Origin of the sequence: Pseudoduganella sp. OTU4001 (genome assembly GCF_038440195.1) — a bacterium.
In the GTDB taxonomy this organism is placed as follows: Bacteria; Pseudomonadota; Gammaproteobacteria; order Burkholderiales; family Burkholderiaceae_D; genus Rugamonas.
Genome location: NZ_JASATG010000006.1, coordinates 113,519 through 135,755, shown reverse-complemented (window position 1 = coordinate 135,755; position 22,237 = coordinate 113,519). Strand labels below are relative to the sequence as shown.

The window sequence follows — 22,237 nt, the reverse complement described above, 5'->3', positions numbered from 1 at the left end:
TTACTCTCCGTATTTATAGTTTGTTGTGAAGATCTACTGCAGGTGGAACCTGCCGGTTCAGGTCACGTTGAAGGCGACCGGACCGGCGAGTGCTGTATAGCCATCATTGAAGAGCAGCCACGCGGCGTAACTGCCTGCCGTGTAGCCGCTGGTGGCGAAGGTGGCGGTGCCGCTGGCAGCGCTGACGTATTGCCATTGCACCGAATTGGTGGAGCCGGGCGTACTACCGCTACGGTAGATGCCGATCCAGTTCTTGCTGCTGGCCTGTGGCGCCGGCACCGAGTAGCTGACGTTTAGCGCAGCCCCGCGCGGCAGCGAGGCCGGCGCGACGCTGAGGGTGGCGCGGGCAGCACCGCCGCTGCGCCCCAGCACCGGGTCGGTACGGCTGGCCAGGCCGTTTTCAACGCGTCCGGCGAAGCGGCGCAGGTACTGGCTGTCGCTGTCCCAGGTAACGGACAGGTCGTACCAGCCAAAGCTGGCGCCCACCGCCACCCGCACGACAGCCTGCTGGCCGGCTGCCACGGTGTGGCTGCTCGCGGCGCGGCCATAGGCGTTGTCGTTGACACGGAAAACGGCGGCCTGCGCACCTTCGGCGTTAGACAGCACCAGGTCGACGGCGCCGGCCGCCGCATCGACATTCAGCCACGCCTCCGGCCGCGCACCGCCGTTAGCCATGGCCGCCGCCAGTGCGCCGGCATATTCGCGCAAGAAGCCGTTGGGGCCAGTTACTGCCAGGTGATAGCTCGTGCCGCTCCAGTTCCAGCTCTCCCGTTCGATCTTCTTGCCCGCTTCCACCGTGTAGTACCACGGGCCGTCGCTGCGCACGCGCGAATAGACGATGAAAGCGGCGCCCGCCGCGCCCTGGTTGAAGAAGGACACCTCCAGCTGCTTGCTGGCGCCCACGCGCGCAGTGGTCGACAGCGCATACGGCAAGGCGCATGAATAACGCGGCGCGCCGGTTTCCTGCGACGGCAGGCTTTGGATGGCGGGCGGCTGCGGGTAGGGTTTGCCGGACACCAGCTGGTAGCTGGTCGTCTTGGGCACGGAGGCTGGCCAGGTGCTATTGGGCGACTTGAAATCGAAGGCCGAAGTCAGGTCGCCGCACACCGCACGGCGCCAGGGGGAAATGTTCTCGCAGCTTACGGCGCTGCGCTGCTTGCCCTGCGCGGTCAGCCACTCCTCCAGGAAGCGCAGCTTGGAAGTATGGTCGAACAGCTGCGAGCAAACACGCCCGCCTTTGCTCCAGGGTGAAATCACCAGCATCGGCACACGCGGGCCCAGGCCGACCGGAATGCCGTTGTAGTTCTCGTACTGGCCGACATCGGCCATGGTGGCGCGGCCCATGCCGGGATTCAGCGGCGCCAGGTGCGAAGGCACATGGTCAAAGAATCCATCGTTCTCATCATAGGTGAGCAGGAAGACGGTTTTCGACCAGACATCCGGGTTGGCTACCAGCGCCGCCAGCAGACGGGCGGTCAGGTTCTCGCCGGCGTTCGGCGAATTCGGCGAGTGCTCGGTGTAATCGTTCGGGGCGCAGATCCAGGACACCTGCGGCAAGCGGTTATTGCGCACATCGTCCGCAAAGGACGCCACCAGCCAATCGGCCTTGGTGCCGCGCGCATTCGCCTCAGTCGAACCGGGTGCGATGGTGCGGCCCTTCTGGTAGAGAGGGCTGCTGGCCGACAGGCGCGAGCCATCGGCGTTGACGCGGAAGTTGCGGAAATAGGCCAGGTAGTTGTCGCCGTAGTTGTCCCATTCCTGGTACACCTTCCAGCTGATGGCATTCGCCTCCAGCACCTCGGCATAGGTGCGCCAGTTGGGCGCGCCGGCCGTCACCGATGGCGTGGTGTTGTCGTACTTCGGGTCGTTGTTGTAGTAGCCCGCGCTGTCGATGTTGTACAAGCTGCCCATCGAACCCAGCCAGTTCTGGTTGGTGCCGGTCAGCGAGTACATGCGGTTCGGGTCCGTGGCGCCGAAGATCGAGCAATGGAAGTCGTCGCAGATGGTGAAAGCATCCGCCAGCGCGTAATAGAACGGCAGGTCGCCGCGGTCGAAATAGCCCATGGCCTGCGGCGTTTTCTGCTTGACCCAAGCATCCCAGCCCTGCCAGGTGGTTTGCGAGCCTTTCCAGCTATGGTTGGTGCCGAGCGACAGCGCGCTGGTATTCCTGGCGTCGAAATGGAACGGCAGGACGTAGCCGCCGGCGCTGTCAGGCTGGTACCAGACCGGTTTTCCGCCCGGGAGCGTGATGGCGCGCGGGTCGTTAAAGCCGCGCACCCCGGCCAGCGTGCCGAAGTAATGGTCGAAGGCCCGGTTTTCCTGCATGAAGATCACCACGTGCTGCACATCGGCCAGGGTTCCGGTGGCGTTGTAAGCCGGCACCGCCAGCGCTTGACGGATCAGGTCCGGGAACAGGGTGCTGGCGGCGCCAGCGGTGGCCATACCAAGGAACTTTCGGCGGCTGGTGGACATCGGTTTTCCTTATGGTTTTGGTTGAGAGTTGCGCGATGCTACTTTGCTTTTATGACAATCAAATGTTGACTGTTACATGTGCGCGACGGATTTGCTCAATTCCACCCCGACAACGGTAGAAATCGGCACAGGCGCGCAGGATGGGGCTGTCGTTTATAATCTTGCTGATAACGCGCCTGTGCGCGACACAAATAACTCAGCAAGAATCCATGAATATCCATATCAAAACCCCCGAAGACATCGAAGGCATGCGCGTTGCCGGCCGCCTCGGCTCCGAGGTGCTCGACTACATCACCCCCTTCGTCAAGGCTGGCGTCACCACCGGCGAGCTGGACCGCCTGTGCCACGAGTACATGACCAATGTGCAGGGCAGCATCCCGGCCCCGCTGAACTACTGCCCGCCTGGCTATACCCCGTTCCCGAAAGCCATCTGCACTTCCGTCAACGACGTGATCTGCCACGGTATCCCGGGCGACAAGGTGCTGAAGGATGGCGACGTGGTCAACCTGGACATCACCGTCATCAAGGACGGCTACCACGGCGACAACAGCCGCATGTTCTTCATCGGCAAACCGTCGATCCTGGCCAAGCGCCTGTCGGAAGTGACTTTTGAATGCATGTGGCTGGGCATTGAGCAGGTCAAGCCGGGCAACACCCTGGGCGATATCGGCCACGCAATCCAGACCCATGCCGAGAAGGCCGGCTACAGCGTGGTGCGCGAATTCTGCGGCCACGGCATCGGCAAGGTGTTCCACGAAGAGCCGCAGATCCTCCACTACGGCAAGCCGGGCACCGGCCCTGTGCTGGAAGCGGGCATGATCTTCACCATCGAGCCGATGATCAATGCCGGCCGCCGCGAGATCAAGGAAATGCCGGACGGCTGGACCATCAAGACCAAGGACCGCAGCCTGTCCGCCCAATGGGAACACACCATCCTCGTGACCGAAACCGGCTACGAGGTGCTGACCCTGTCCGCCGGCAGCCCGCTGCCACCAGCTTTCGTCACCGAAAAAGCAGCCGCCTGAGACCGCATGCCCCACGCCGCGATGAAGAAGGACCTGCGTGAACAGCTGAAGGCCCGGCTGAAGTCGGACCGCCAGCGCATCATTGCCAACTTCCACGAGGACGGCATGCCGGAGAAGCTGTTGCGCAACCTGCGCAGCAGCGTCGACGACGTCCTGACGCAGGCCTGGGCCGCCACACGGCTGCCGCAGCAGGCGGCGCTGGTGGCCGTCGGCGGCTTCGGCCGCGGCGAGCTTTTCCCCTATTCCGATGTCGATGTCCTGATCCTGCTGCACGAAGCGCCGGACGACGCCACGCGCGGCCGCCTGGAAGAATTCGTCCAGCTGCTGTGGGACCTGGGCCTGGACGTCGGCCACAGCATCCGCACCATCGAGGAATGCCTGGCCGAGTCGAAGGCTGACATCACGGTGCAAACCAGCCTGCTGGAAGCCCGCATCATCACCGGCAATATGGTGCTGTTCGCGCAGATGCAGGACGCCTACAACAAGGCCATGGACCCGCGCGCCTTCTTCGAGGCCAAGACCATCGAGATGCGCCAGCGCCACGCCAAGTACGAGGACACCCCGTTCAGCCTTGAGCCGAACGTGAAGGAAAGCCCGGGCGGCCTGCGCGACCTGCACGTGATCCTGTGGATGGCCAAGGCCGCCGGCCTGGCCAACTCCTGGCGCACGCTGGCCGTGCGCGGCCTGATCACCCAGACCGAAGCGCGCCAGCTGATGGAGAAGGAGCGCGCCTTCAAGGATATCCGCGTGCGCCTGCACCTGGTGGCCGGCCGCCGCGAAGACCGCCTGGTGTTCGACGTGCAGACCGCCGTCGCCGAAACCCTGGGCCTGAAAGCCACCGGCAGCGGCGTCCACATGCGCCGCGCCAGCGAATACCTGATGCAGCGCTACTACTGGGCCGCCAAGGCGGTGGTGCAGCTGAACACCATCCTGCTGCAGAACATTGAAGCCTACCTGTTCCCGCACGACGCCGATCCAGTCCGCATCAATGAGCGCTTCAGCGAAGTCAATGGGCTGATCGACATGAACGACGACGACACGTTTGAAAAGACGCCGTCGGCCATCATGGAAATCTTCGTGCTGCTGTGCGAACGCCCTGCCCTGAAAGGCATGACGGCGCGCACCATGCGCGCGCTATGGCACGAGCGCTTCAAGATCGACGCCGGCTTCCGCGCCGACCCGGTCAACAAGGCCTACTTCCTGCGCATCCTGCAGGCGCCGCAAGGCATCATCCACAACCTGCGCCGCATGAACGAGCTGTCCATCCTGGGCCGCTACCTGCCAAGCTTCCGCAAGATCACCGGCCAGATGCAGCACGACCTGTTCCACGTCTACACGGTGGACCAGCACATCATGATGGTGCTGCGCAATATGCGCCGCTTCACCATGACCGAGCACGCGCACGAGTACCCGTTCTGCTCGCAGCTGATGGCGAACTATCCGCAGCATTGGCTGCTGTACGTGGCGGCGCTGTTCCACGACATCGCCAAGGGCCGCGGCGGCGACCACTCCAAGCTGGGCGTGGCCGACGTGCGCCAGTTCGGCCTGGAACACGGCATGAGCGAGGAAGACATCGAACTGGTGGCCTTCCTGGTCGAGCACCACCTGACCATGTCGCACGTGGCGCAGAAGCAGGACATGTCGGATCCGGACGTGATCCAGGCCTTCGCCAGCACCGTGGGCGACGAGCGCCACCTGACCGGCCTGTACCTGCTGACGGTGGCCGACATCCGCGGCACCAGCCCGAAAGTCTGGAACGCCTGGAAAGGCAAGCTGCTGGAAGACCTGTACAAGATGACGCTGCGCGTGCTGGGCGGCGAGCCGCACTCGGCCGACCGCGAGCTGAAGAACCGCCAGCAGGAAGCACTGGCCACGCTGCGCCTGTACGGCCTGCCGCCCGATGCGCACGAAGCGCTGTGGAAGCAGCTCGACCTGGCCTACTTCCTGCGCCACGACGCCAGCGATATCGCCTGGCAGACGCGCGCCCTGTGGGACCGCCTGGACAGCGAACAGCCGGTGGTGAAGGTGCGCCTGGCGCCGATCGGCGAAGGCCTGCAGGTGGCGGTCTACATCAAGGACCAGCCCGACCTGTTCGCGCGCATCTGCTCCTACTTCGACCGCAAGAACTTCAGCATCCTGGATGCGAAGATCCACACCACGAAGCACGGCTACGCGCTGGACACCTTCCTGGTCACCGAGCAGAATTTCGCCAAGAGCTACCGCGACATCATCAACCTGATCGAGCACGAGCTGTGCGAGCTGCTGATTTCGCAGGGCCCGCTGCAGGCGCCAAGCAAAGGCCGTTTGTCGCGCCTGTCGCGCACCTTCCCGATCCAGCCGACCGTGGACCTGCGCCCCGATGAACGCGGCCAGTACTACCTGCTGTCGGTGGCGGCTAATGACCGTCCCGGCCTGCTGTACTCGATCGCCAAGGTCCTGACCAATTACAAGATCAACCTGCATACGGCCAAGGTGATGACCCTCGGCGAGCGCGTGGAAGACGTGTTCATCGTGGACGGCCCTGCCCTGGCCAATGCCCGTACCCAGCTGCAGCTGGAAACCGACTTACTTGAAGCACTGAAAATCTGATGTCTGAAGAATTGCTACGCCTGTCCAAGCGCATGTCCGAACTGGGTCTGTGCTCCCGCCGTGAAGCCGATGAATGGATCGCCAAGGGCTGGGTGCGTGTGGACGGCAAGGTCGTGTCCGAACTGGGCACCAAGGTCTACCCGAGCCAGAAAGTGACCGTGGAGCGCCAGGCCGCCGCCGAACAGGCGCGCCGCGTCACCATCCTGATCAACAAGCCGGTCGGCTACGTGTCCGGCCAGGCCGAAGACGGCTACCAGCCGGCCGTGGTCCTGATCAAGCCGGAGAACCGCTGGGCCGAAGATACTGCGCCGGAACGCTTCGACCGCTCGCAGCTGCGCAGCCTGGTGCCAGCCGGCCGCCTGGACATCGACTCGGTCGGCCTGCTGGTGCTGACCCAGGACGGCCGCGTCGCCAAGCAGCTGATTGGCGAAAACACCAGTATTGACAAGGAATACCTGGTGCGCGTCGAGTACACCAAGCCGGGCCGGCTGCCGGACGCCGACCTGAAAAAGCTCAACCACGGCCTGTGGATGGACGGCAAGCCGCTGCTGCCGGCCAAAGTGCGCTGGCAGAACGAGGACCAGCTCAGCTTCACCCTGCGCGAGGGCAAGAAGCGCCAGATCCGCCGCATGTGCGAAATGGTCGGGCTGCGCGTGGTGGGCCTGAAGCGTGTGCGCATCGGCCGTGTCAAACTCGGAAACTTGCCGGAAGGGCAATGGCGCTACCTGTCACCGGACGAATGCTTTTAAGTCGGCATCGACGCAACAGAAAAACAGCATTCCTTGCCGTTTAGCAAGCGAAACACGCCGGAACCCTGTAAAGTTACTGGCGTCTTCTCCCAAAAAACGAGAACATAAGCTGTGAACGATCCAATGCCATCCGACTTCCGCAAAGGCCCGCCCCGTCCCCAGGACGCCGTGGAGCCGATCCCTGCGGGGGCCCATCCTCATGATATTGTCGATCCCGATGAAATCGGCGACGCGCTGACCATGCTCGCCGAAGTTGGCGACCCGATCTCCATCTATCACCGCGACAATGCCGAGCCGGTCATGGCGCGCTTCCTGTCGGTGGACCCGGAATTGCCGCACTTCGTGATCCAGCTGAACGAGGGATCCACCCTGCCGCCGGGCGAGTGCACTTTTGTGTGCTGGCTGCGCGGCGCCAAGTTCCAGTTCAAACTGGACGACCCGCACTGGAATGCCCTGCCGGAACAGCCGACGCTGATCCCGGCGCAGTTCCCGGAACGCTGCCAGGTGCTCAACCGCCGCCAGGCGCCGCGCATGGAAACCCCGCTCGGCATCTACCACACCGCGTCCTTCGTCCTGAACGGCAAGCCATATGAGATGCAGCTGTACGATTTCGCCGTGGGCGGGGTCGGCATGCGCTGTTCGCCGCGCGACGCGGTCGGCCTGCATGTGGGCCGCAAGCTGCAGCGCGTGCGGCTGGAAATGGGCCCGGGCTCGGTGCTGATCTGCGACCTGGAAATCCGCCTGTCGCGCCACTTCCGTTCCTTCCTGCTCGGCGAGCAGGTGCAGATCGGCTGCCAGTTCCAGAACCTGTCGCCGCAGATGCAGGAAGAGCTGCACCGCATCCTGGAGCGGCTCAGCACCTCCCGCCTGCAACGCTAAAGCATGTCCAGCGGCGTCGCCCTGCGTGGCGGCGCAAACGCCTTATCCAGCACTGCCAGGTCTTCCTGCTCCAGCCGGATCGTCATGGCCGCCGCATTGGCGCGCACGTGCGCTTCGGTGACGGCTTTGGGGATCGGCATCACGCCATCGCGCCGCAACAGCCAGGCCAGCGCAATTTGCGCCGCCGATGCCTGGTGGCGCGTCGCCACCGCCTGCAGCGCCGGCTCGGCCAGCAGGCGCGCCTGTTCGGCGCGCTCGGCTTCCAGCGGCGAATAGGCCATCAGCAGCACGCCGCGCTCCTCGCACCAGGGCAGCAGATCCCATTCGATGCCGCGCCGGCGCAGGTTGTACAGCACCTGGTTGGCCTCGATCGCATCGCCGCCGGGCAGCGCCGCGGCCTCCTTCATATCGGCCAGGTCGAAGTTGCTGACGCCATACTCGTGGATCTTGCCGGCCTTTTTCAGCGCCACCAGGCCTTCCAGCGTTTCAGCCAGCGGCACGCTGCCGCGCCAGTGCAGCAAGTACAGGTCGATATGGTCGACCTTCATGCGCTTCAGGCTTTTCTCGCAGGCCGCCACCACGCCTTTGCGCGACGCGTTCTGCGGCAGCACCTTGCTGACCAGGTAGGCCTCGCTGCGCCGGCCGGCAATCGCTTCACCGACCACTTTCTCGGCGCCGCCATCGGCGTACATCTCCGCCGTGTCGATCACCGTCATGCCCAAGTCCATCCCCAGTTGCAGTGCGCGTACTTCGGCAGCCTTGTCGGCCGCATGTTCGCCCATATTCCAGGTGCCCTGCCCCATCCGAGATAGCGTCATGGTTACACTCCGAAAGCACGCACCGATAGCGTGTAAGTGAAAGCAAACAGGAACAGCAAAAAGCCCGCCACCAGCGGCGCCGCCAGCAAGGCGGAAAGCCTGCGCGGCAGCAGCGCCACCAGCAACTCGAAGGCCACCGCCACCGCCAGCAGCGCAAGCAGCGAAGGCCAGTACAGCAGGCCAACCAGCAAGCCCTGCTCCAGCGCGTTGCCGCCAATATAGCCCTTCAGGACCATGGCGGGCGCCACATAAGTGAATGGCAGGCCGGCCACCGTCATGATGGCCTTGAACGCGAGGAAGTGGCGCGCCTCCGGCGCTTTCTGCCGCAGCACATTGCCAAAGAAGAAGCGCAGGCCATCGGCCCGGCCCATAACTCCGAAATAGCACAGGCCAATAAAGAAAGGCAGTAGCGCCGTGGCGCACAGCACCAGCATCGAGGAAGGCGGCAGGTAGATAAAATCGGCGAGGATGCGCAGCGAAGGAGTTTCGCCAAGGGATGCGACGCGGAACATCGCCAGGATTTGCGGCGCCAGCAAGGCCGCCACACAGAACTTGAGGAGGAAGCCGAGGCGCGGGACCATCATCAGCGCTTCGGCAACCACAAAGTAAACCAGCACTCCGGCCAGCAGGGCCCAGGGTGCCGCACCGACCAGGACCAGGGCCTGGCCGGCGCTATTCAGGATCTCTCCCGGGGCCATCAGGCCTCGATTGCACGCGCCGAATTGGCGGACCAGCGGTACAGTCCGACCACCACGGCGGCGGCGATAGCCAGGGCGATCATCATCGTCGTGGCTTCCGACATGCTGTTGGCGATGGCCAGCGGCTCACCTTTATTGGTCAGCACGATCAGGCCAGCCAGCGCGACGTTGAACAAGCTCTCGCCCACGATAAAGCCGGACATCACCAGCACGCCCAGGCGGCTCGCGGCCTCGCCATGCTTCTTGCCGCGCATCGCCTTTTCGAAGAAGTAGCCGCCGATGGCGCCCACCACCACCGGCGAAGTCACGGCCGAAGGCAGGTAGATCGCCAGGCCCACGCCCAGCGGCGCACAGCTGTATTTGCGGTCGCTCGATTTCTTGAGCACGAAGTCGATCGCCACCAGCGCCAGACCGATCAAGGCTCCGTAGCCGATCAGGTCCCATTTCAGGTCACCGCCGATCACGCCCTTGGCCAGGGTCGAAATCAGGGTCGCCTGCGGTGCGGCCAGCGGCTGGTCGGAGATGGCATTCACGTTCGGTGCGCCGGCAAAGCCGTTCGCATGGTTCAGCAGCTCCAGCACTGGCGGCACCACGCAGGAGCCGGCGAACACGCCGATGATCAGGCCAACCTGCTGCTTCCATGGGGTGGCGCCGACCAGCTGGCCGGTCTTCAGGTCCTGCAGGTTGTCGTTACCGATCACGGCGACGGCCAGCACCACGGTAGTGACGAACAGCGCGAAGGCGATCAGGGCCTGCGCGGTGTCCGGGCCCATGATTTCGCGGCCAACCCAGCCCACGGAAGTGGCCGCGCCCAGGATGGACAGGATGGCCAGGCCGGAAACCGGCGAATTCGAGGAGCCGATCAGGCCAGCCATATAGCCGCAGACCGCAGCGGCCAGCATGCCGGCGATCAGGATGTAGCCGATACCGACGATGACCAACGGGGTCGAAATCGAGGACAGCGGGCCGCCGGACAGGAAGGAAGACAGCAGCCAGCCTGCAGGCACCATCGAGATCAGGGTGACCAGGCCGACGATGAAGATCGGCAGGTCCTTGTCTTCACGCGGCACATCGCCGCCGCCCTGCTTGGCGCGGCGCGACGATTCCATGGCCGATTTCAGGCCGCCGATCACCGGCTTGGCCAGGGTCGCCAGGGTTACGATGGCGGCGGCGCCAATGGTGCCGGCGCCGATCATGCGCACCTGGGTGCTCCAGATGCCGAGCGCGTGGTCAGCCAGCGCGACGCCGGGAGCCGCAGGATTGGCCATGGTCAGCAGCGGCACCAGGACGGCCCAGGCGATCACCAGGCCGACCAGCATCGCCATGCCGACCGAGATACCCATCAGGTGGCCCGCACCGACCAGTGCCAGCGAGCTCGAAGCACCGAGGCCGGTGGCGCCGTTGCCGACCTTGACGAAGTGCGCCACTTCGGCCGCCACCAGCTTGGCCGCGCCGAGGAGGGCGAATACCGCCGACGCCACGGCGCCCCAGATCACCGCCCACAGGCCGGCTTTGCCTTCCTGCGCGCCGGAGCGCGACTGGGTGCCGACCTTCAGCACCTCCGCCGCAGCCACGCCTTCAGGATATGGCAGGTCGGATTGCGAGACCAGCGCGCGGCGCAGCGGCATGGTGTACATCACACCCAGCACGCCGCCGATGGCGCAAGCGCCAAAGGTTGGCCAGAACGGGATGTTGGACCACCAGCCGATCATCAGCAGGCCTGGCAGCACAAAGATCACCGATGCCAGCGTGCCGGCTGCCGATGCGATGGTCTGCACGATATTGTTTTCCTGGATCGTGGCATCCTTGAATGCGCTGAGCAGCGCCATCGAAATCACGGCGGCAGGAATCGAGGTGGCGAAGGTCAGGCCGACTTTCAGGCCCAGGTAGACCTGCGCCGCGGTGAAAATCAGTGTGATCAGGATGCCGAGGACGATGCCGCGGACACTGAACTCTAGCGGGTTGTTTTGCGACTGGTTGCTCATCTGGAGGGGAATCCGGTTATTGATAAAAAACAAATTTGCCGGGATATTATCAGTCGTCGTCGCCCGGGTCGAGGTCTGGGAACAACACTGAAGTAAATCCGAACTTGCTAAAGTCGCGGATCCGTGCCGGATAGAGGATGCCCAGCAGGTGGTCTACTTCATGCTGCACCACGCGGGCGTGGAAGCCCTCGGCGTCGCGCACGATGCGCTCGCCAAACTGGTTGTAGCCTTCGTAATGCAGGCTGGTGTAGCGCGGCACGCTGCCGCGCAGGCCCGGCACCGACAGACAGCCTTCGAAAGCCTCTTCCATCTGGTCGCCGATTGGCGTCAGGACGGGATTGATCAGCACCGTTTCCGGCACTTGCGGCGCATCCGGATAGCGCGCGTTGGACTTGAAGCCGTAAATCACCAGCTGCAGGTTGACGCCGATCTGCGGCGCGGCAAGGCCGGCGCCATTGGCGGCGTGCATGGTGTCGAACATGTCGGCGATCAGGGCGTGCAGCTCCCTGGTGTTGAACTCGCGCACCGGCTCGGCCACCCGCAACAGCCTCGGGTCGCCCATCTTCAGGATTTCCCGCACGGCCATGGTCAGCCTCCCAGCAGCGCGAGCAAGCCCGCTTCGTCAAGGATGGTGATGCCCAGTTCTTCGGCTTTGGCCAGCTTGCTGCCCGCCTCCGCCCCGGCCACCACGTATGAGGTCTTCTTCGATACCGAACCGGAGACCTTGCCGCCTGCCGCCTCGATCATGGCTTGCGCCTGGTCGCGGCTCATGGTCGGCAGCGTGCCGGTCAGGACGAAGGTCTTGCCGGTCATGGCGCCTTCCGCTTCCGCCACTTCGGGCAATTGCGCCAGCAGGTCTTCACGCAGCTCGTGCAGGGCAACCAGCACCTCGCGGTTGCCCGGCTCGCGCAACCAGGCCTCCAGCCCCTGCTCCACCGCCGCAGGCAGGCCGAACACGTTATAGATGGTCAGGTGGGCCAGCGCCTCCAGCGTCATGCCCTGCTCGACCAGCTGGCGCGCGCGCGGCTCGGTCAGTTTTGGGATGCCCAGCGCGGCAAGCAATGCCACCGGCTCCAGCTTCTCGCGCAAAGCGGCTTTGGGCGGGTGCTCGCCTTTCGGCGCCACGCCCGCCGCCAGCAGCGCGTCCAGCGCTTCCTGGTTGCGGGTTTCGGCGAAGAAGTCCGCAATCGACTCGGCCACGATGCCCCCGATATCCGGCAGCACGCGCAGCAGCGCCACCGGGGCGCGGCGGATCAGGTCCAGGCGCCCCAGCCAGTCGGCCAGGGTCTTGGCGGTCGATTCGCCCACATGGCGGATGCCCAGCGCGAACAGCAGGCGCTCCAGCGGCGGGTTCTTGCTGGCTGCAATCGCGTCCAGCAGGTTCTCGGCCCACTTGGTCGGCACCTTGCCTTGCGCGACCGTCTCCGGCGTGGTGCCATCGCGTTCGTCGGCCAGGCGCTTCATTTTCAGCAGGTCGTCCAGCGTCAGGCGGAACAGGTCCGCCACGCCGTGCACCAGGTTGCACTCGACCAGGTTGTCGATGTAACGGTCGCCCAGGCCTTCGATATCCATCATACGGCGGCCGCAGAAATGGCGGATCGCTTCCTTGCGCTGGGCGGAGCAGAACAGGCCGCCCGAGCAGCGCGCCACGGCTTCGTCGGCCTCACGCACCACGTGCGAGCCGCACACCGGACATTCGCTTGGCAGCGCCCACATCAACGGCTCCGGCGCTGGGCGCTTGTCGAGCACCACCGCCAGCACTTCCGGAATCACGTCGCCGGCACGGCGCACGATCACGGTGTCGCCTACGCGTACGTCCTTGCGGCGCACTTCGTCTTCGTTGTGCAGGGTCGCGTTGGTGACGGTCACGCCGCCCACGAAGACCGGCGCCAGGCGCGCGACCGGCGTGATCGCGCCGGTACGGCCGACCTGCACCTCAATGGCCTGCACGGTGGTCAGCGCTTCTTCAGCGGGGAATTTGTGCGCCAGCGCGAAACGCGGCGCGCGCGAGACGAAGCCCAGCGCGCGCTGGTCTTCAAAGCGGTTGGTCTTGTAGACCACGCCATCGATTTCATAAGGCAGCGACGGGCGCGCCTTGCCGATGCGCTCGTAGTAGCCGGTCAGGCCGTCCTTGCCGCGCACCACATCGCGCTCGGCGCTTACCGGCAGGCCCAGTTCCGCGTACCAGTCCAGCAGCGCGCTGTGCGTGGCGGGCAGTTCGGCACCGGTCAGTTCGCCGATGCCGTAGGCGTAGAAACTCAGCTTGCGCTGCGCGGTAATGCGCGAATCGAGCTGGCGCAGCGCGCCGGCGGCAGCGTTGCGCGGATTGACGAATTCCTTCTGGCCCAGCTCGCGCTGGCGCGCATTCAGGGCGGCGAAATCGGCCTTGAACATCAGCACTTCGCCGCGCACTTCCAGCACAGGCGGCGGGGTGTCGGTTTTCAGGCGCAGCGGGATGCCCCTGATGGTGCGGATATTGGCGGTGACGTCTTCGCCGGTGTAGCCATCGCCACGGGTGGCGGCCTGCACGAAGACGCCGTCTTCGTACCGCAGGCTGATCGCCAGGCCGTCATACTTTACTTCCGTCGAGTACTCGACCTGTAGCGCATCCAGGCCTTCGCGCACGCGGCGGTCGAAATTCTCGATATCTTCGTCGTTGAAGCCGTTGTTCAGCGACAGCATCGGCACGGCATGGGTGACCGACGCAAATTCAGCCAGCGGCGGCGCGCCCACACGCAGGGTTGGCGAATCGGGTGCTTGCAGTTCCGGGTGCGCCGCCTCGATGGCTTGCAGCTCCATGAACAGCTTGTCGTACTCCGCGTCCGGGATGGTGGGCGCGTCCAGCACGTGGTAGGCGTGCAGGTGGCGGTTCAGTTCTGCCGACAGCCAGGCTGCGCGTTCGGCGGGTGTTGCTTGTTCGGTGTTGCTCATGTTTCTTTTCAGCTGAACAGACGCAGCGCGCGGGTGGAACCGGCCGGAATATCCGATGCTGCCATGTCGTCGTAAAACTCTTTCACCTGGCCGGCGATGCTGGCCAGGGTTTCGTCAGCCAGCGGCTGCATGGCGTCGTCCACGATGGTGGCGTCCAGGCGCGCCATCAGGTTCTTGGCGCAGGCGATCATCGAGCCGAAGCCGTCGCGCGCCGGAGCCACGCATGGCACGTCCAGCAGCAGCGTCAGGCGGGAAGTGGTTTCCTCGGCCAGGGTGACATTGGTCGAAAGCGAGAACAGGTGGCCGCCCTCGCCGTCCGGCATCGCGTAGCGGCCGTCAGGGCGCACGTCGAAGCCCAGTTTTTCCAGTGCGCCCAGCAGGGTCGCGATATTCCATGGAGCGCCGTTCGACGCCAGGTTCACGCCCAGCTGGGCGTCGTGGTTGGCGACGAAGCGGTGCAGGTTCTTGGCGTCCTGCATGACCTCGATCATGTCCGGGATCTGCGGCTCGGCGCCGATTTCGTCGGACACGCTGCGCAGGCGGGTCACCAGCTCGGAATATTCCAGTTCATTCAGCGCGGTGCTGCGGCTGGCCAGCTGTACACCGCCCTGCAGCTTGGTGTAGACCACGCCGTGCCGCACCGGTTCCCAGTCGCCGCTGACGGCCAGGCCGATAAAGTGCACCGGCTTGTTGCCGACGAAGCGCAGCTTCTGCAGCGCCGGGAGCAGCTTTTCGCCGCGCGATGGGGCTTCCAGCTCCAGCGGCAGCAGGCAGTCGATCAGCGGGTCGACCAGGCAGGTCGCCAGTTCTTCGGCCGGCACATCGGCGTCGGCGCTGCGCGCAGGCGCGCCGGCTACTGCCGCTGCGGCGGTCGCGCTGGCGGTGTCGCCATCGGCGGCGATGTTCGGTGCAGTCACCGCGCCCACGTGGCCGCCAATGTGCTCAGGTACGCCGTAAGCGCCGGAGCCGGCATCGGGCAAGGCGATATCGTCCATATGGAAGCTTGGCTCGGCGCGGCTGCCGTCATCGGCGCGCATCAGAACGTCGTCATGCTGGCCGTCGAAGGCGCGTTCGACGCGCTTTTTGAGCTTGTACTCCTGCCATTTGTTATAGCTAATTACACCCACGACGAATACGCCGCCGGCTGCGATCAAACTCAGTTGGAAATCAGTCATCATGCGGCTTGAGCCTCAGTAGCAAAGGTTGCGGCGGATTCCATGTCCACCGCCACGATGCGCGACACACCTTGTTCTTGCATCGTCACACCGATAAGTTGATTGGCCATCTCCATCGCAATCTTGTTGTGCGAGATGAAGAGGAATTGGGTCTGGTCCGACATGCGCTTGACCATGCGGCAGAAGCGCTCGGTATTGGCGTCGTCCAGTGGCGCGTCCACCTCGTCCAGCAGGCAGAAAGGCGCGGGGTTCAGTCGGAACATCGAGAACACCAGGGCCGTCGCGGTCAGGGCTTTCTCGCCGCCGGACAGCAGGTGGATGGTGGCGTTCTTCTTGCCGGGCGGCTGGGCCATGACCTGCACGCCGGAATCGAGGATCTCCTCGCCGGTCATGATCAGTTTGGCCTGTCCGCCGCCGAACAGGATCGGGAACAGTTCGGAGAAGCTCAGGTTGACGCGGTCGAAGGTGTCCTGCAGCAGGTCGCGGGTTTCCTTGTCGATCTTGGTGATCGCGTCTTCCAGGGTCGCAATCGCTTCGTTCAGGTCGCGGTTCTGCGAGTCCAGGAAATTCTTGCGCTCGGAGGCGGTGGCCAGTTCGTCCAGCGCGGCCAGGTTGACGGCGCCCAGCGCGGCGATGGCGTTGGTCAGGCGCGTCACTTCGCCTTGCAGGTAAGAGGCCTTCATGTCCGGATGCAGCTTTTCGGCCAGCGCGGCTTCGTCGGCCTGTACTTCGGCCAGCTGCTGCGCGAACTGTTCCTGGTTCAGGCGTGCGGCCTGCTCCTTCAGCTGCATCTCCATGATCTTGTCGCGCTGCGGCTGCAGGCTGCGTTCGCCCTGCATGCGGGCGTCTTCGAACTGGCGCAGTTGCTGCGTGACCTGGTCAAGCTCGTGGCGGGCGTCGGCCAGCGCGCGCTCTTGCTGCGTGCGGCGGTCCAGCAGGTCTTGCAGGCCTTCGTTGGCGGTGCCGGCTTCCAGGCTTTCCAGCTCGGACTGGCCGGCTTGCAGGCTTTCCGACACTTGCGCGACTTGCGCGGTGGCGGTGGCGATGCTGCGGCGCAGTTCGTCGATGCGGTTGCGGCCGGATTTTTCGGCGAATTCGGCTTCCTGGGCTTTGCGTTCCAGTTCGCGCAGGGCTTCGCGGGCGTCGGCCAGGCGCTGTTCCTTGAGCATGAAGGCGGTCTGGCCGTCTTCGTGTTCGCCTTGCAGGTTGCCGAGTTCCATATCGAGCTGCTCAAACTTTTCTTCGGACTCGAGCTTGATTTGCATCTGCTCTTCTTCCTGCGCGGCGATTTCGGCCAGGTCGGTCTCGATCTGGTTGCTGCGCTGGTTGAAGCGGGCTTCGATTTCGGACAGTTTGACCACTTCCAGCTGCAGGGTGTGCACGCTGGCGGTCAGGCTTTGTACCTTGGCGCGCAGCTCTGTCATCAGGCGGCTGTGGTTGCCCAGGGCGGCATCGGCACGCACTGCACGGCTGCGGGCTTCCTCCGCCAGCATCGACTGCGCGCGCAGCTGCTTGGTGATGTTGTCGATTTCGTGCTGGCGGCCCAGCATGCCGGCTTGCTCGTCGTCCGCAGCGTAAAAACGCACGCTGGACTGGCTGATGATGTGGCCTTGCTTCGTGACGAAGCAGCCGCCGGCCGGCAGGGTGCCGCGCGCGGCGAAGGCGCTGGCGTTGTCGTCCGCCAGGAAGACGTTGTGCAGCCAGTCTTGCAGTACGCCGCGCAGGCCCGGGTCGTTCAGCTTCAGCAGGTCCAGGACCGGGCGCAGCGCGGGGCCGGCGGCGGCCGCGCCGGCCGGCGCGGCGGGCACACCTGCCACGGCGGGGGCGAACAGCGCCAGCTTGGCCGGTGGAGCGTCGCTGAAGAAGTGCTTGGCCCACTCGATATTCGACACTTGCAGCGCCGAGGTGCGTTCGCGCAGCACCGCTTCGAGCGCGGTTTCCCAGCCTTCCTGGATATCCAGCTTCTGCCACAAGCGCGGCAGCTCGTTCAATTCATGCTTCTGCAGCCAAGGCACAATCTTGCCCTCGGTCTGCACGCGCTCCTGCAGCTGGCGCAGCGCATTCAGGCGCGCTTCCAGCTGGTGGGTGGCGGCCGATTCCGCCTGCACCGCAGCCTGCGCCGCCTGGCGCTCCTCTTCCAGCTTGGGTTGCTGCTCCAGCGCCTCCTCGAGCATCATATTCTGCTCTTCCAGCGACTGCTGCTTCTCCTCCAGCTGCATCTTCAGGTTCGACAGATGCGAAGAATCCGGCATCGCCAGCCCGCCCTTCTCCTGCTGCAAGCGCTCTTTGCGCGTCGCCAGGCCGGCCAGGATATTGGAAGCATTACGCTGGTGCGCCGACTCCAGCTCCAACTGCTGCTGCGCCTGCATGATGCGCGCGCGCGACTCAGTGCTCCTGGTCTGCGCCTCGCGCCACTCCTGCTCCAGCACCGGCAGCAATTCCGCCTTCTGCTCCGCCAGCATGCGCGCCTCTTCCACGCGCGCCGACAATTCTTCCAGGTTGATCTCCGCCTCAGCGACCTGGCCACCGTATTCCTCGGCCTGCTGCGCCCATTGGTCGCGCTGCGCGGTCAGCGTCGCCAGCTGCTGCTGCAAACGGGTACGCGACTCGATCACGAACTTGATCTGCGCCTCCAGGCTGCCGATCTCGGAATTGGTCTGGTAAAGATGGCCCTGCGCCTGGTGCAAGCGATCGCCGACCGCAAAGTGCGCCTGGCGCATCTGCTCCAGCGTCAGCTCCACATTGCGCAGCTTCGCGGTCTGTTCTTCCAGATCGTTCTGCGCCTGCTCCATGTCGCGGAAGTACTTGGCCTGCTCGTTTTGCGCCTCGGTCTTGCGCAGCAGCCAAAGCAGCTTCTGCTTCTCGTCCTGGTCGGATTGCAGCTGGTGGAACTTGGTCGCCACCGCAGCCTGGCCTTCCAGCTTCTCCAGGTTGCTATTCAGCTCGCGCAGGATATCTTCCACGCGCAGCAGGTTCTCGCGCGTGTCATGCAGACGGTTCTCGGTCTCACGGCGGCGCTCCTTGTACTTCGAGACGCCCGCAGCTTCTTCCAGGAACACGCGCAGTTCTTCCGGACGCGATTCGATAATGCGGGCAATCATGCCCTGGCCGATAATCGCATAGGCGCGCGGCCCCAGGCCGGTCCCCAGGAAAATGTCCTGGATATCGCGCCGGCGCACCGGCTGGCCGTTGATGTAGTACGTGGAAGTGCCGTCGCGCGTCAGCGTGCGCTTGACCGCGATCTCGGCGTACTGGCCCCATTGGCCGGACGCCTTGCCTTCATGGTTGTCGAAGATCAGTTCAACGGAAGCGCGGCCCGCAGGCTTGCGGTGCGTCGAACCGTTGAAAATAACGTCCTGCATCGACTCGCCGCGCAGCTCGGAAGCCTTCGACTCGCCCAGCACCCAGCGCACAGCGTCGATAATATTGGACTTGCCGCACCCGTTGGGACCAACCACGCCGACCAGCTGGCCGGGCACCTGGAAATTGGTAGGATCGACGAACGACTTAAATCCCGACAATTTAATGGAAGATAGACGCACGTTTTATCTGTACTTCGCCCGCAGGGACGTGTTAAAAAAGTGGCTAATAATACCATCTTACCAGCACGCCAAACACCAATGAAGACCCGAACCGCCATCCTTTTTGTGTGCATGGGCAACATTTGCCGCTCCCCGACCGCCGAAGGCGTTTTCCGCGCCCGCGCCGAAGCGGCCGGACTTGACCTGGAGATCGATTCCGCCGGCACCCATGCTTATCACATCGGCAACGCGCCGGACGCGCGCTCGACCCGCCATGCCGCCGCCCGGGGCTATGACTTGAGCTGCCAGCGCGCCCGCAAATTCACCAGCGAAGACTTTGAGCGCTTCGACTACGTGCTGGCCATGGACCATGAAAACCTGGAGATCCTGCTGCGCGCCTGCCCGCCGCAGCACCTGCACAAAGTCAGGCTGTTCATGGAATTTGCGACGCACTACGGCTCCGATATCGTGCCCGACCCGTATTACGGCGGCCCGAATGGCTTCGACATGGTGCTGGATTACGTGGAGGATGCGGCGGACGGCCTGCTGGCCGCCCTGCGCAAAAATTAAGCGGAAGTGCCGTTGGCCGGCACGTCGTGCTGGTCGTCGTTGACGGCCGCTACACCGCCCATGGCGACCGACAGCGCGGCTGCCACCACGCCTTCGGTACGGATCAGGCGCACTTTACCCTCGCGGAACTGCTGCGCCATCGCCTCGCCGGTGATGGAGAAGGCTTCCTGCTTGCCCGAGGTGGAGAAGATGTACAGCGTCTTCAATGGGCTGATCCAGGCCAGCTTGACCTTGCGCTGGCTGCCGTCTTCCTGGTCGAATTCCAGCCACATGCCGCGCGCCAGGCCATCCACTTCAATCGTGGCGTCATCGTCTTCCGGCGGCTTGGTGTCGGACTCCGCTTCGGCAATGGCTTGCAGCTGAAGGCGGCGTTCGGCATCCTTCTGCGCCACTTCCATGGCGATTTCGACTTGGCGCTCCGGCGAAATCTCGATCGGCGCGCGCACTATCGACGCATGGCACTCCGCCAGCTCCGCAAAGAATTGCAGGCGATCCGAATCCTGCCACTTGATCACGTCCAGCCACTTGTTCAGCGTGGACAGCAAGGTTGGCAGCTTGGAAATCAGCTTCTTGCGTTCTTCCTGGGTGATCTTGGGGCGTACGCTCCAGATCAGGTCATCCATGGTCTGGGTCGCGTTGTTCACGGCGCCCGGCTTTTCATCCTCGACGCTGTAAGCGATGGTCAGCACGGAGACCCACTTGTTTTCAAGGAAGGCCTCCACAATCGCCACCACTTCACCGGTGCCGATGCGCAGCGCCACGGCATCCTTGGCCGACTTGGCCGCCACCGACATCTTTTCCTGCTTGAGGGCTTTGGCGATAGGCTCGGCCATCGCTGCCGCAGCAGCAGCCTCCTCGGCCTTGATCGAAGCTTCCAGCTCGTTGACCGCCTCGGTAAAGACGGAAATTTCCTCTTCGTGGTCCTTGCTGACCTTTTCCACACTGCGCTGCATGGCCTGGTACAGCGGATCGTCCGGGTCCTTGTGCTGCTCCCAGCCCATGCGCGACAGCAGATCGATCATGCGGCGGGCGGGATGCGCTTCCTGGAAGAAGAAGTTCTTGTCGACCAGCGCCGCCTTCAGCACAGGAATCTGCAGGAAGCGGATCAGGTCGCGGATTTCAGGCGAAATGCTCTGGTCGCGGAATACGGTATCGAACACCGCGGACAGCAGGTCGATGGTGCCTTCGTCGGCGCGCGTCAGGCTGCCAGCCGGGGCCTGCTCCTTGATCTGGGGCAGCAGGAAGACGTTGCCCATCGAACCGCCGGCCGCAAAGCCTGGTGCGGGCATGGCGCCGCCGCCGGACATCGCCGGAGACGACACGAAGCCACCGGCAGGCATGGCGCCGCCTTCAGCGCTGGCAAACACGGCGCCTTGCGGCACGCCGCGCTGCAATTGCGCGAGGAAGTTCATCAACGGTTCTTTGACAGCCATCAGCGAGGCGCGCTGCGCCGCCTCGTTATTGGCGCCGCCGTGGAAGCCCTGGGCTGGGCCCTGGGTCCAGCCGCCTGGTGGCACCGCAACACCGCCTGGTACGCCCGGTACCGCGACGCCAGTCAGCATACCGCCGGGCATACCGCCGACAGGCGCGGCACCGCCGCTCATCAAAGGCATGCCGCTGACCGTTCCCGCTGCGGGAGGCAGTCCGACGCCGGCGCCGGCCATGACCTGCATGCCCATTCCGCCCGTCACCACCGCGCCCGGGGGGATGACGGCACCGCCCAGGCCAGCCGCCATCGGCACACCGGCCATCGCGACGCCGCCAGCTGGCGCCATACCCGGCACAAAGCCCGGCGCCGGCATGACAGGAGCGGAAGCCGGCATTGCCGGTGCGGCAGCCGTGCCGGCAGCGGCTGCGCCAGCGGTATGGCTCGGCGTGCCATACAGGCCCGGCGCCACATTCATGGTCGGCAGCGACAGATCAAGATCGCCCAACTGGTCAAAGCCAGTCGGCGTCGCTTTGCCGCCAGGCGCATCGCCCGCACCGGCAAAAAACTGGCGCAACTGCTCCGCCAGTGCCGCCTGCTGGTTCTTCTTGCGGTTAGGCGCCTGCGACGCATCGTGCGAATCCGCGCGGCGCGACTTATGTTTTTCCACCGAGCCCGGACCCACGCCCTTGCGCTCAAGGGCCAGGTTCAGTTCTTCCAGCATCGGCGCGAAGTTGAAGAATTCTTCCGGCTTGAGGAAATGCTTGATCAGCTCATTCGATTCCTCGTCCTTGACGAAGTCCATCCAGGCCTGCTGGAAGGAGGCCAGGAACACCTCCGGCCGGAACGGGTTCTGGTTGATGCGCAGGATATCGCGATCGAGCAGGAAGGCCAGCCGCACATTGAGCGTGGCCAGCGCATCGGAATATTTCACCTCGAACGCCTTGCTGAAGCCGCCCATGGTGACCTTGGTATCCATCTCCTCCATCGACACCAGCGACAGCGCATCGGCGCTCTTGCGCACCGGCGCCTTCTGGCCGGGCGCCAGCTGCGCCATCTCCTGGCGCAAATCATTTTCCAGCTGGCGGGCGAACAGGCCGAGGAAGGCGTAATGGTCGGTGCGCAGGCGGTTGCCGGAACGCAGGCGGGCCTGCACATCCTTTACGTCGGTGGCATCGGTCGCATCGACCAGGTAGGCCGCCCATTTGATGGACAGCTCATTGAATTGCTCGCTGATGTGCTTGCTAACCAGGCTGATCAGGCTTTCCAGTAGCGCATGCCGCGGCGTGACCGCTTTTTTGGGCGCCGCAGATGTGGGGTTTTCTGGATTCATGATCGGACCTGACTTTGAGGGTTATACGTATTGTCGCAGATTATTGCCACATGGCAATACACAAAA

At 64.4% G+C, this 22,237-nt stretch carries 14 protein-coding genes; 5 read left to right on the top strand and 9 right to left on the bottom strand.

The window, feature by feature from the left end:
- Positions 1-57: 57 nt before the first annotated feature.
- Positions 58-2,472 (bottom strand): phosphocholine-specific phospholipase C, encoded by a 2,415-nt coding sequence (locus AAHE99_RS07975; RefSeq protein WP_342116235.1) that lies wholly within the window; start codon positions 2,470-2,472, stop codon positions 58-60.
- Between the two features lie 209 nt (positions 2,473-2,681).
- On the opposite strand from AAHE99_RS07975, the gene map reads away from it, so the two are divergent.
- The 4 genes from map to AAHE99_RS07955 all read left to right on the top strand — a co-directional run bounded on the left by map (position 2,682) and on the right by AAHE99_RS07955 (position 7,714).
- Positions 2,682-3,497 (top strand): type I methionyl aminopeptidase, encoded by an 816-nt coding sequence (gene map / locus AAHE99_RS07970; RefSeq protein ID WP_342116233.1) that lies wholly within the window; start codon positions 2,682-2,684, stop codon positions 3,495-3,497.
- A gap of 6 nt (positions 3,498-3,503) precedes the next feature.
- Positions 3,504-6,086 carry a [protein-PII] uridylyltransferase gene (locus AAHE99_RS07965; RefSeq protein ID WP_342116231.1) on the top strand — a complete coding sequence of 861 codons (2,583 nt, stop codon included), beginning with the start codon at positions 3,504-3,506 and terminating at the stop codon, positions 6,084-6,086.
- Positions 6,086-6,835 carry a pseudouridine synthase gene (locus AAHE99_RS07960; RefSeq protein ID WP_342116229.1) on the top strand — a complete coding sequence of 250 codons (750 nt, stop codon included), beginning with the start codon at positions 6,086-6,088 and terminating at the stop codon, positions 6,833-6,835. Before AAHE99_RS07965 ends, AAHE99_RS07960 begins: the two co-directional genes overlap by 1 nt.
- A 111-nt stretch (positions 6,836-6,946) precedes the next feature.
- Positions 6,947-7,714, top strand: a complete 768-nt coding sequence (locus tag AAHE99_RS07955) for a flagellar brake protein (RefSeq protein WP_342116227.1) — start codon at positions 6,947-6,949, stop codon at positions 7,712-7,714.
- On the opposite strand, the gene AAHE99_RS07950 is transcribed toward AAHE99_RS07955, so the two are convergent.
- From AAHE99_RS07950 to smc, 7 genes are read right to left on the bottom strand one after another with little or no spacing between them, the layout of a single operon-like run.
- Positions 7,711-8,532 (bottom strand): aldo/keto reductase, encoded by an 822-nt coding sequence (locus AAHE99_RS07950; protein WP_342116225.1) that lies wholly within the window; start codon positions 8,530-8,532, stop codon positions 7,711-7,713. The two genes, AAHE99_RS07955 and AAHE99_RS07950, sit on opposite strands and share 4 nt — an antisense overlap.
- 2 nt (positions 8,533-8,534) lie before the next feature.
- Entirely contained in the window at positions 8,535-9,230 is a 696-nt protein-coding gene (locus AAHE99_RS07945; protein ID WP_342116224.1) for a hypothetical protein, read from the bottom strand.
- Positions 9,230-11,215 (bottom strand): OPT family oligopeptide transporter, encoded by a 1,986-nt coding sequence (locus AAHE99_RS07940; protein ID WP_342116222.1) that lies wholly within the window; start codon positions 11,213-11,215, stop codon positions 9,230-9,232. The genes AAHE99_RS07945 and AAHE99_RS07940 overlap by 1 nt, the downstream gene beginning before the upstream one ends.
- 49 nt (positions 11,216-11,264) lie before the next feature.
- The gene (def, locus tag AAHE99_RS07935) at positions 11,265-11,801 is read right to left on the bottom strand and encodes a peptide deformylase (protein ID WP_342116220.1); all 537 of its coding nucleotides are present in this window, start codon (positions 11,799-11,801) and stop codon (positions 11,265-11,267) included.
- A gap of 2 nt (positions 11,802-11,803) precedes the next feature.
- Positions 11,804-14,146: an NAD-dependent DNA ligase LigA gene (gene ligA / locus AAHE99_RS07930; RefSeq protein ID WP_342116219.1), complete on the bottom strand. Its 2,343-nt coding sequence runs from the start codon at positions 14,144-14,146 to the stop codon at positions 11,804-11,806.
- An 8-nt stretch (positions 14,147-14,154) separates the two neighbouring features.
- Positions 14,155-15,321, bottom strand: a complete 1,167-nt coding sequence (locus AAHE99_RS07925; protein WP_342116445.1) for a cell division protein ZipA C-terminal FtsZ-binding domain-containing protein — start codon at positions 15,319-15,321, stop codon at positions 14,155-14,157.
- Complete coding sequence (gene smc, locus AAHE99_RS07920) at positions 15,321-18,863, bottom strand: chromosome segregation protein SMC (RefSeq protein WP_342116216.1); 3,543 nt, start codon at positions 18,861-18,863, stop codon at positions 15,321-15,323. The genes AAHE99_RS07925 and smc overlap by 1 nt, the downstream gene beginning before the upstream one ends.
- Before the next feature lie 78 nt (positions 18,864-18,941).
- Here smc and AAHE99_RS07915 point away from each other — a divergent pair, with 78 nt between their 5' ends.
- A complete protein-coding gene (locus AAHE99_RS07915; RefSeq protein ID WP_342116214.1) occupies positions 18,942-19,412 on the top strand; it encodes a low molecular weight protein-tyrosine-phosphatase in 471 nt (156 codons plus the stop codon).
- Here the strand turns inward: AAHE99_RS07915 and AAHE99_RS07910 are convergent.
- Positions 19,409-22,171 carry a DUF1631 family protein gene (locus AAHE99_RS07910; protein ID WP_342116213.1) on the bottom strand — a complete coding sequence of 921 codons (2,763 nt, stop codon included), beginning with the start codon at positions 22,169-22,171 and terminating at the stop codon, positions 19,409-19,411. The genes AAHE99_RS07915 and AAHE99_RS07910 overlap by 4 nt on opposite strands.
- Positions 22,172-22,237: the final 66 nt, after the last annotated feature.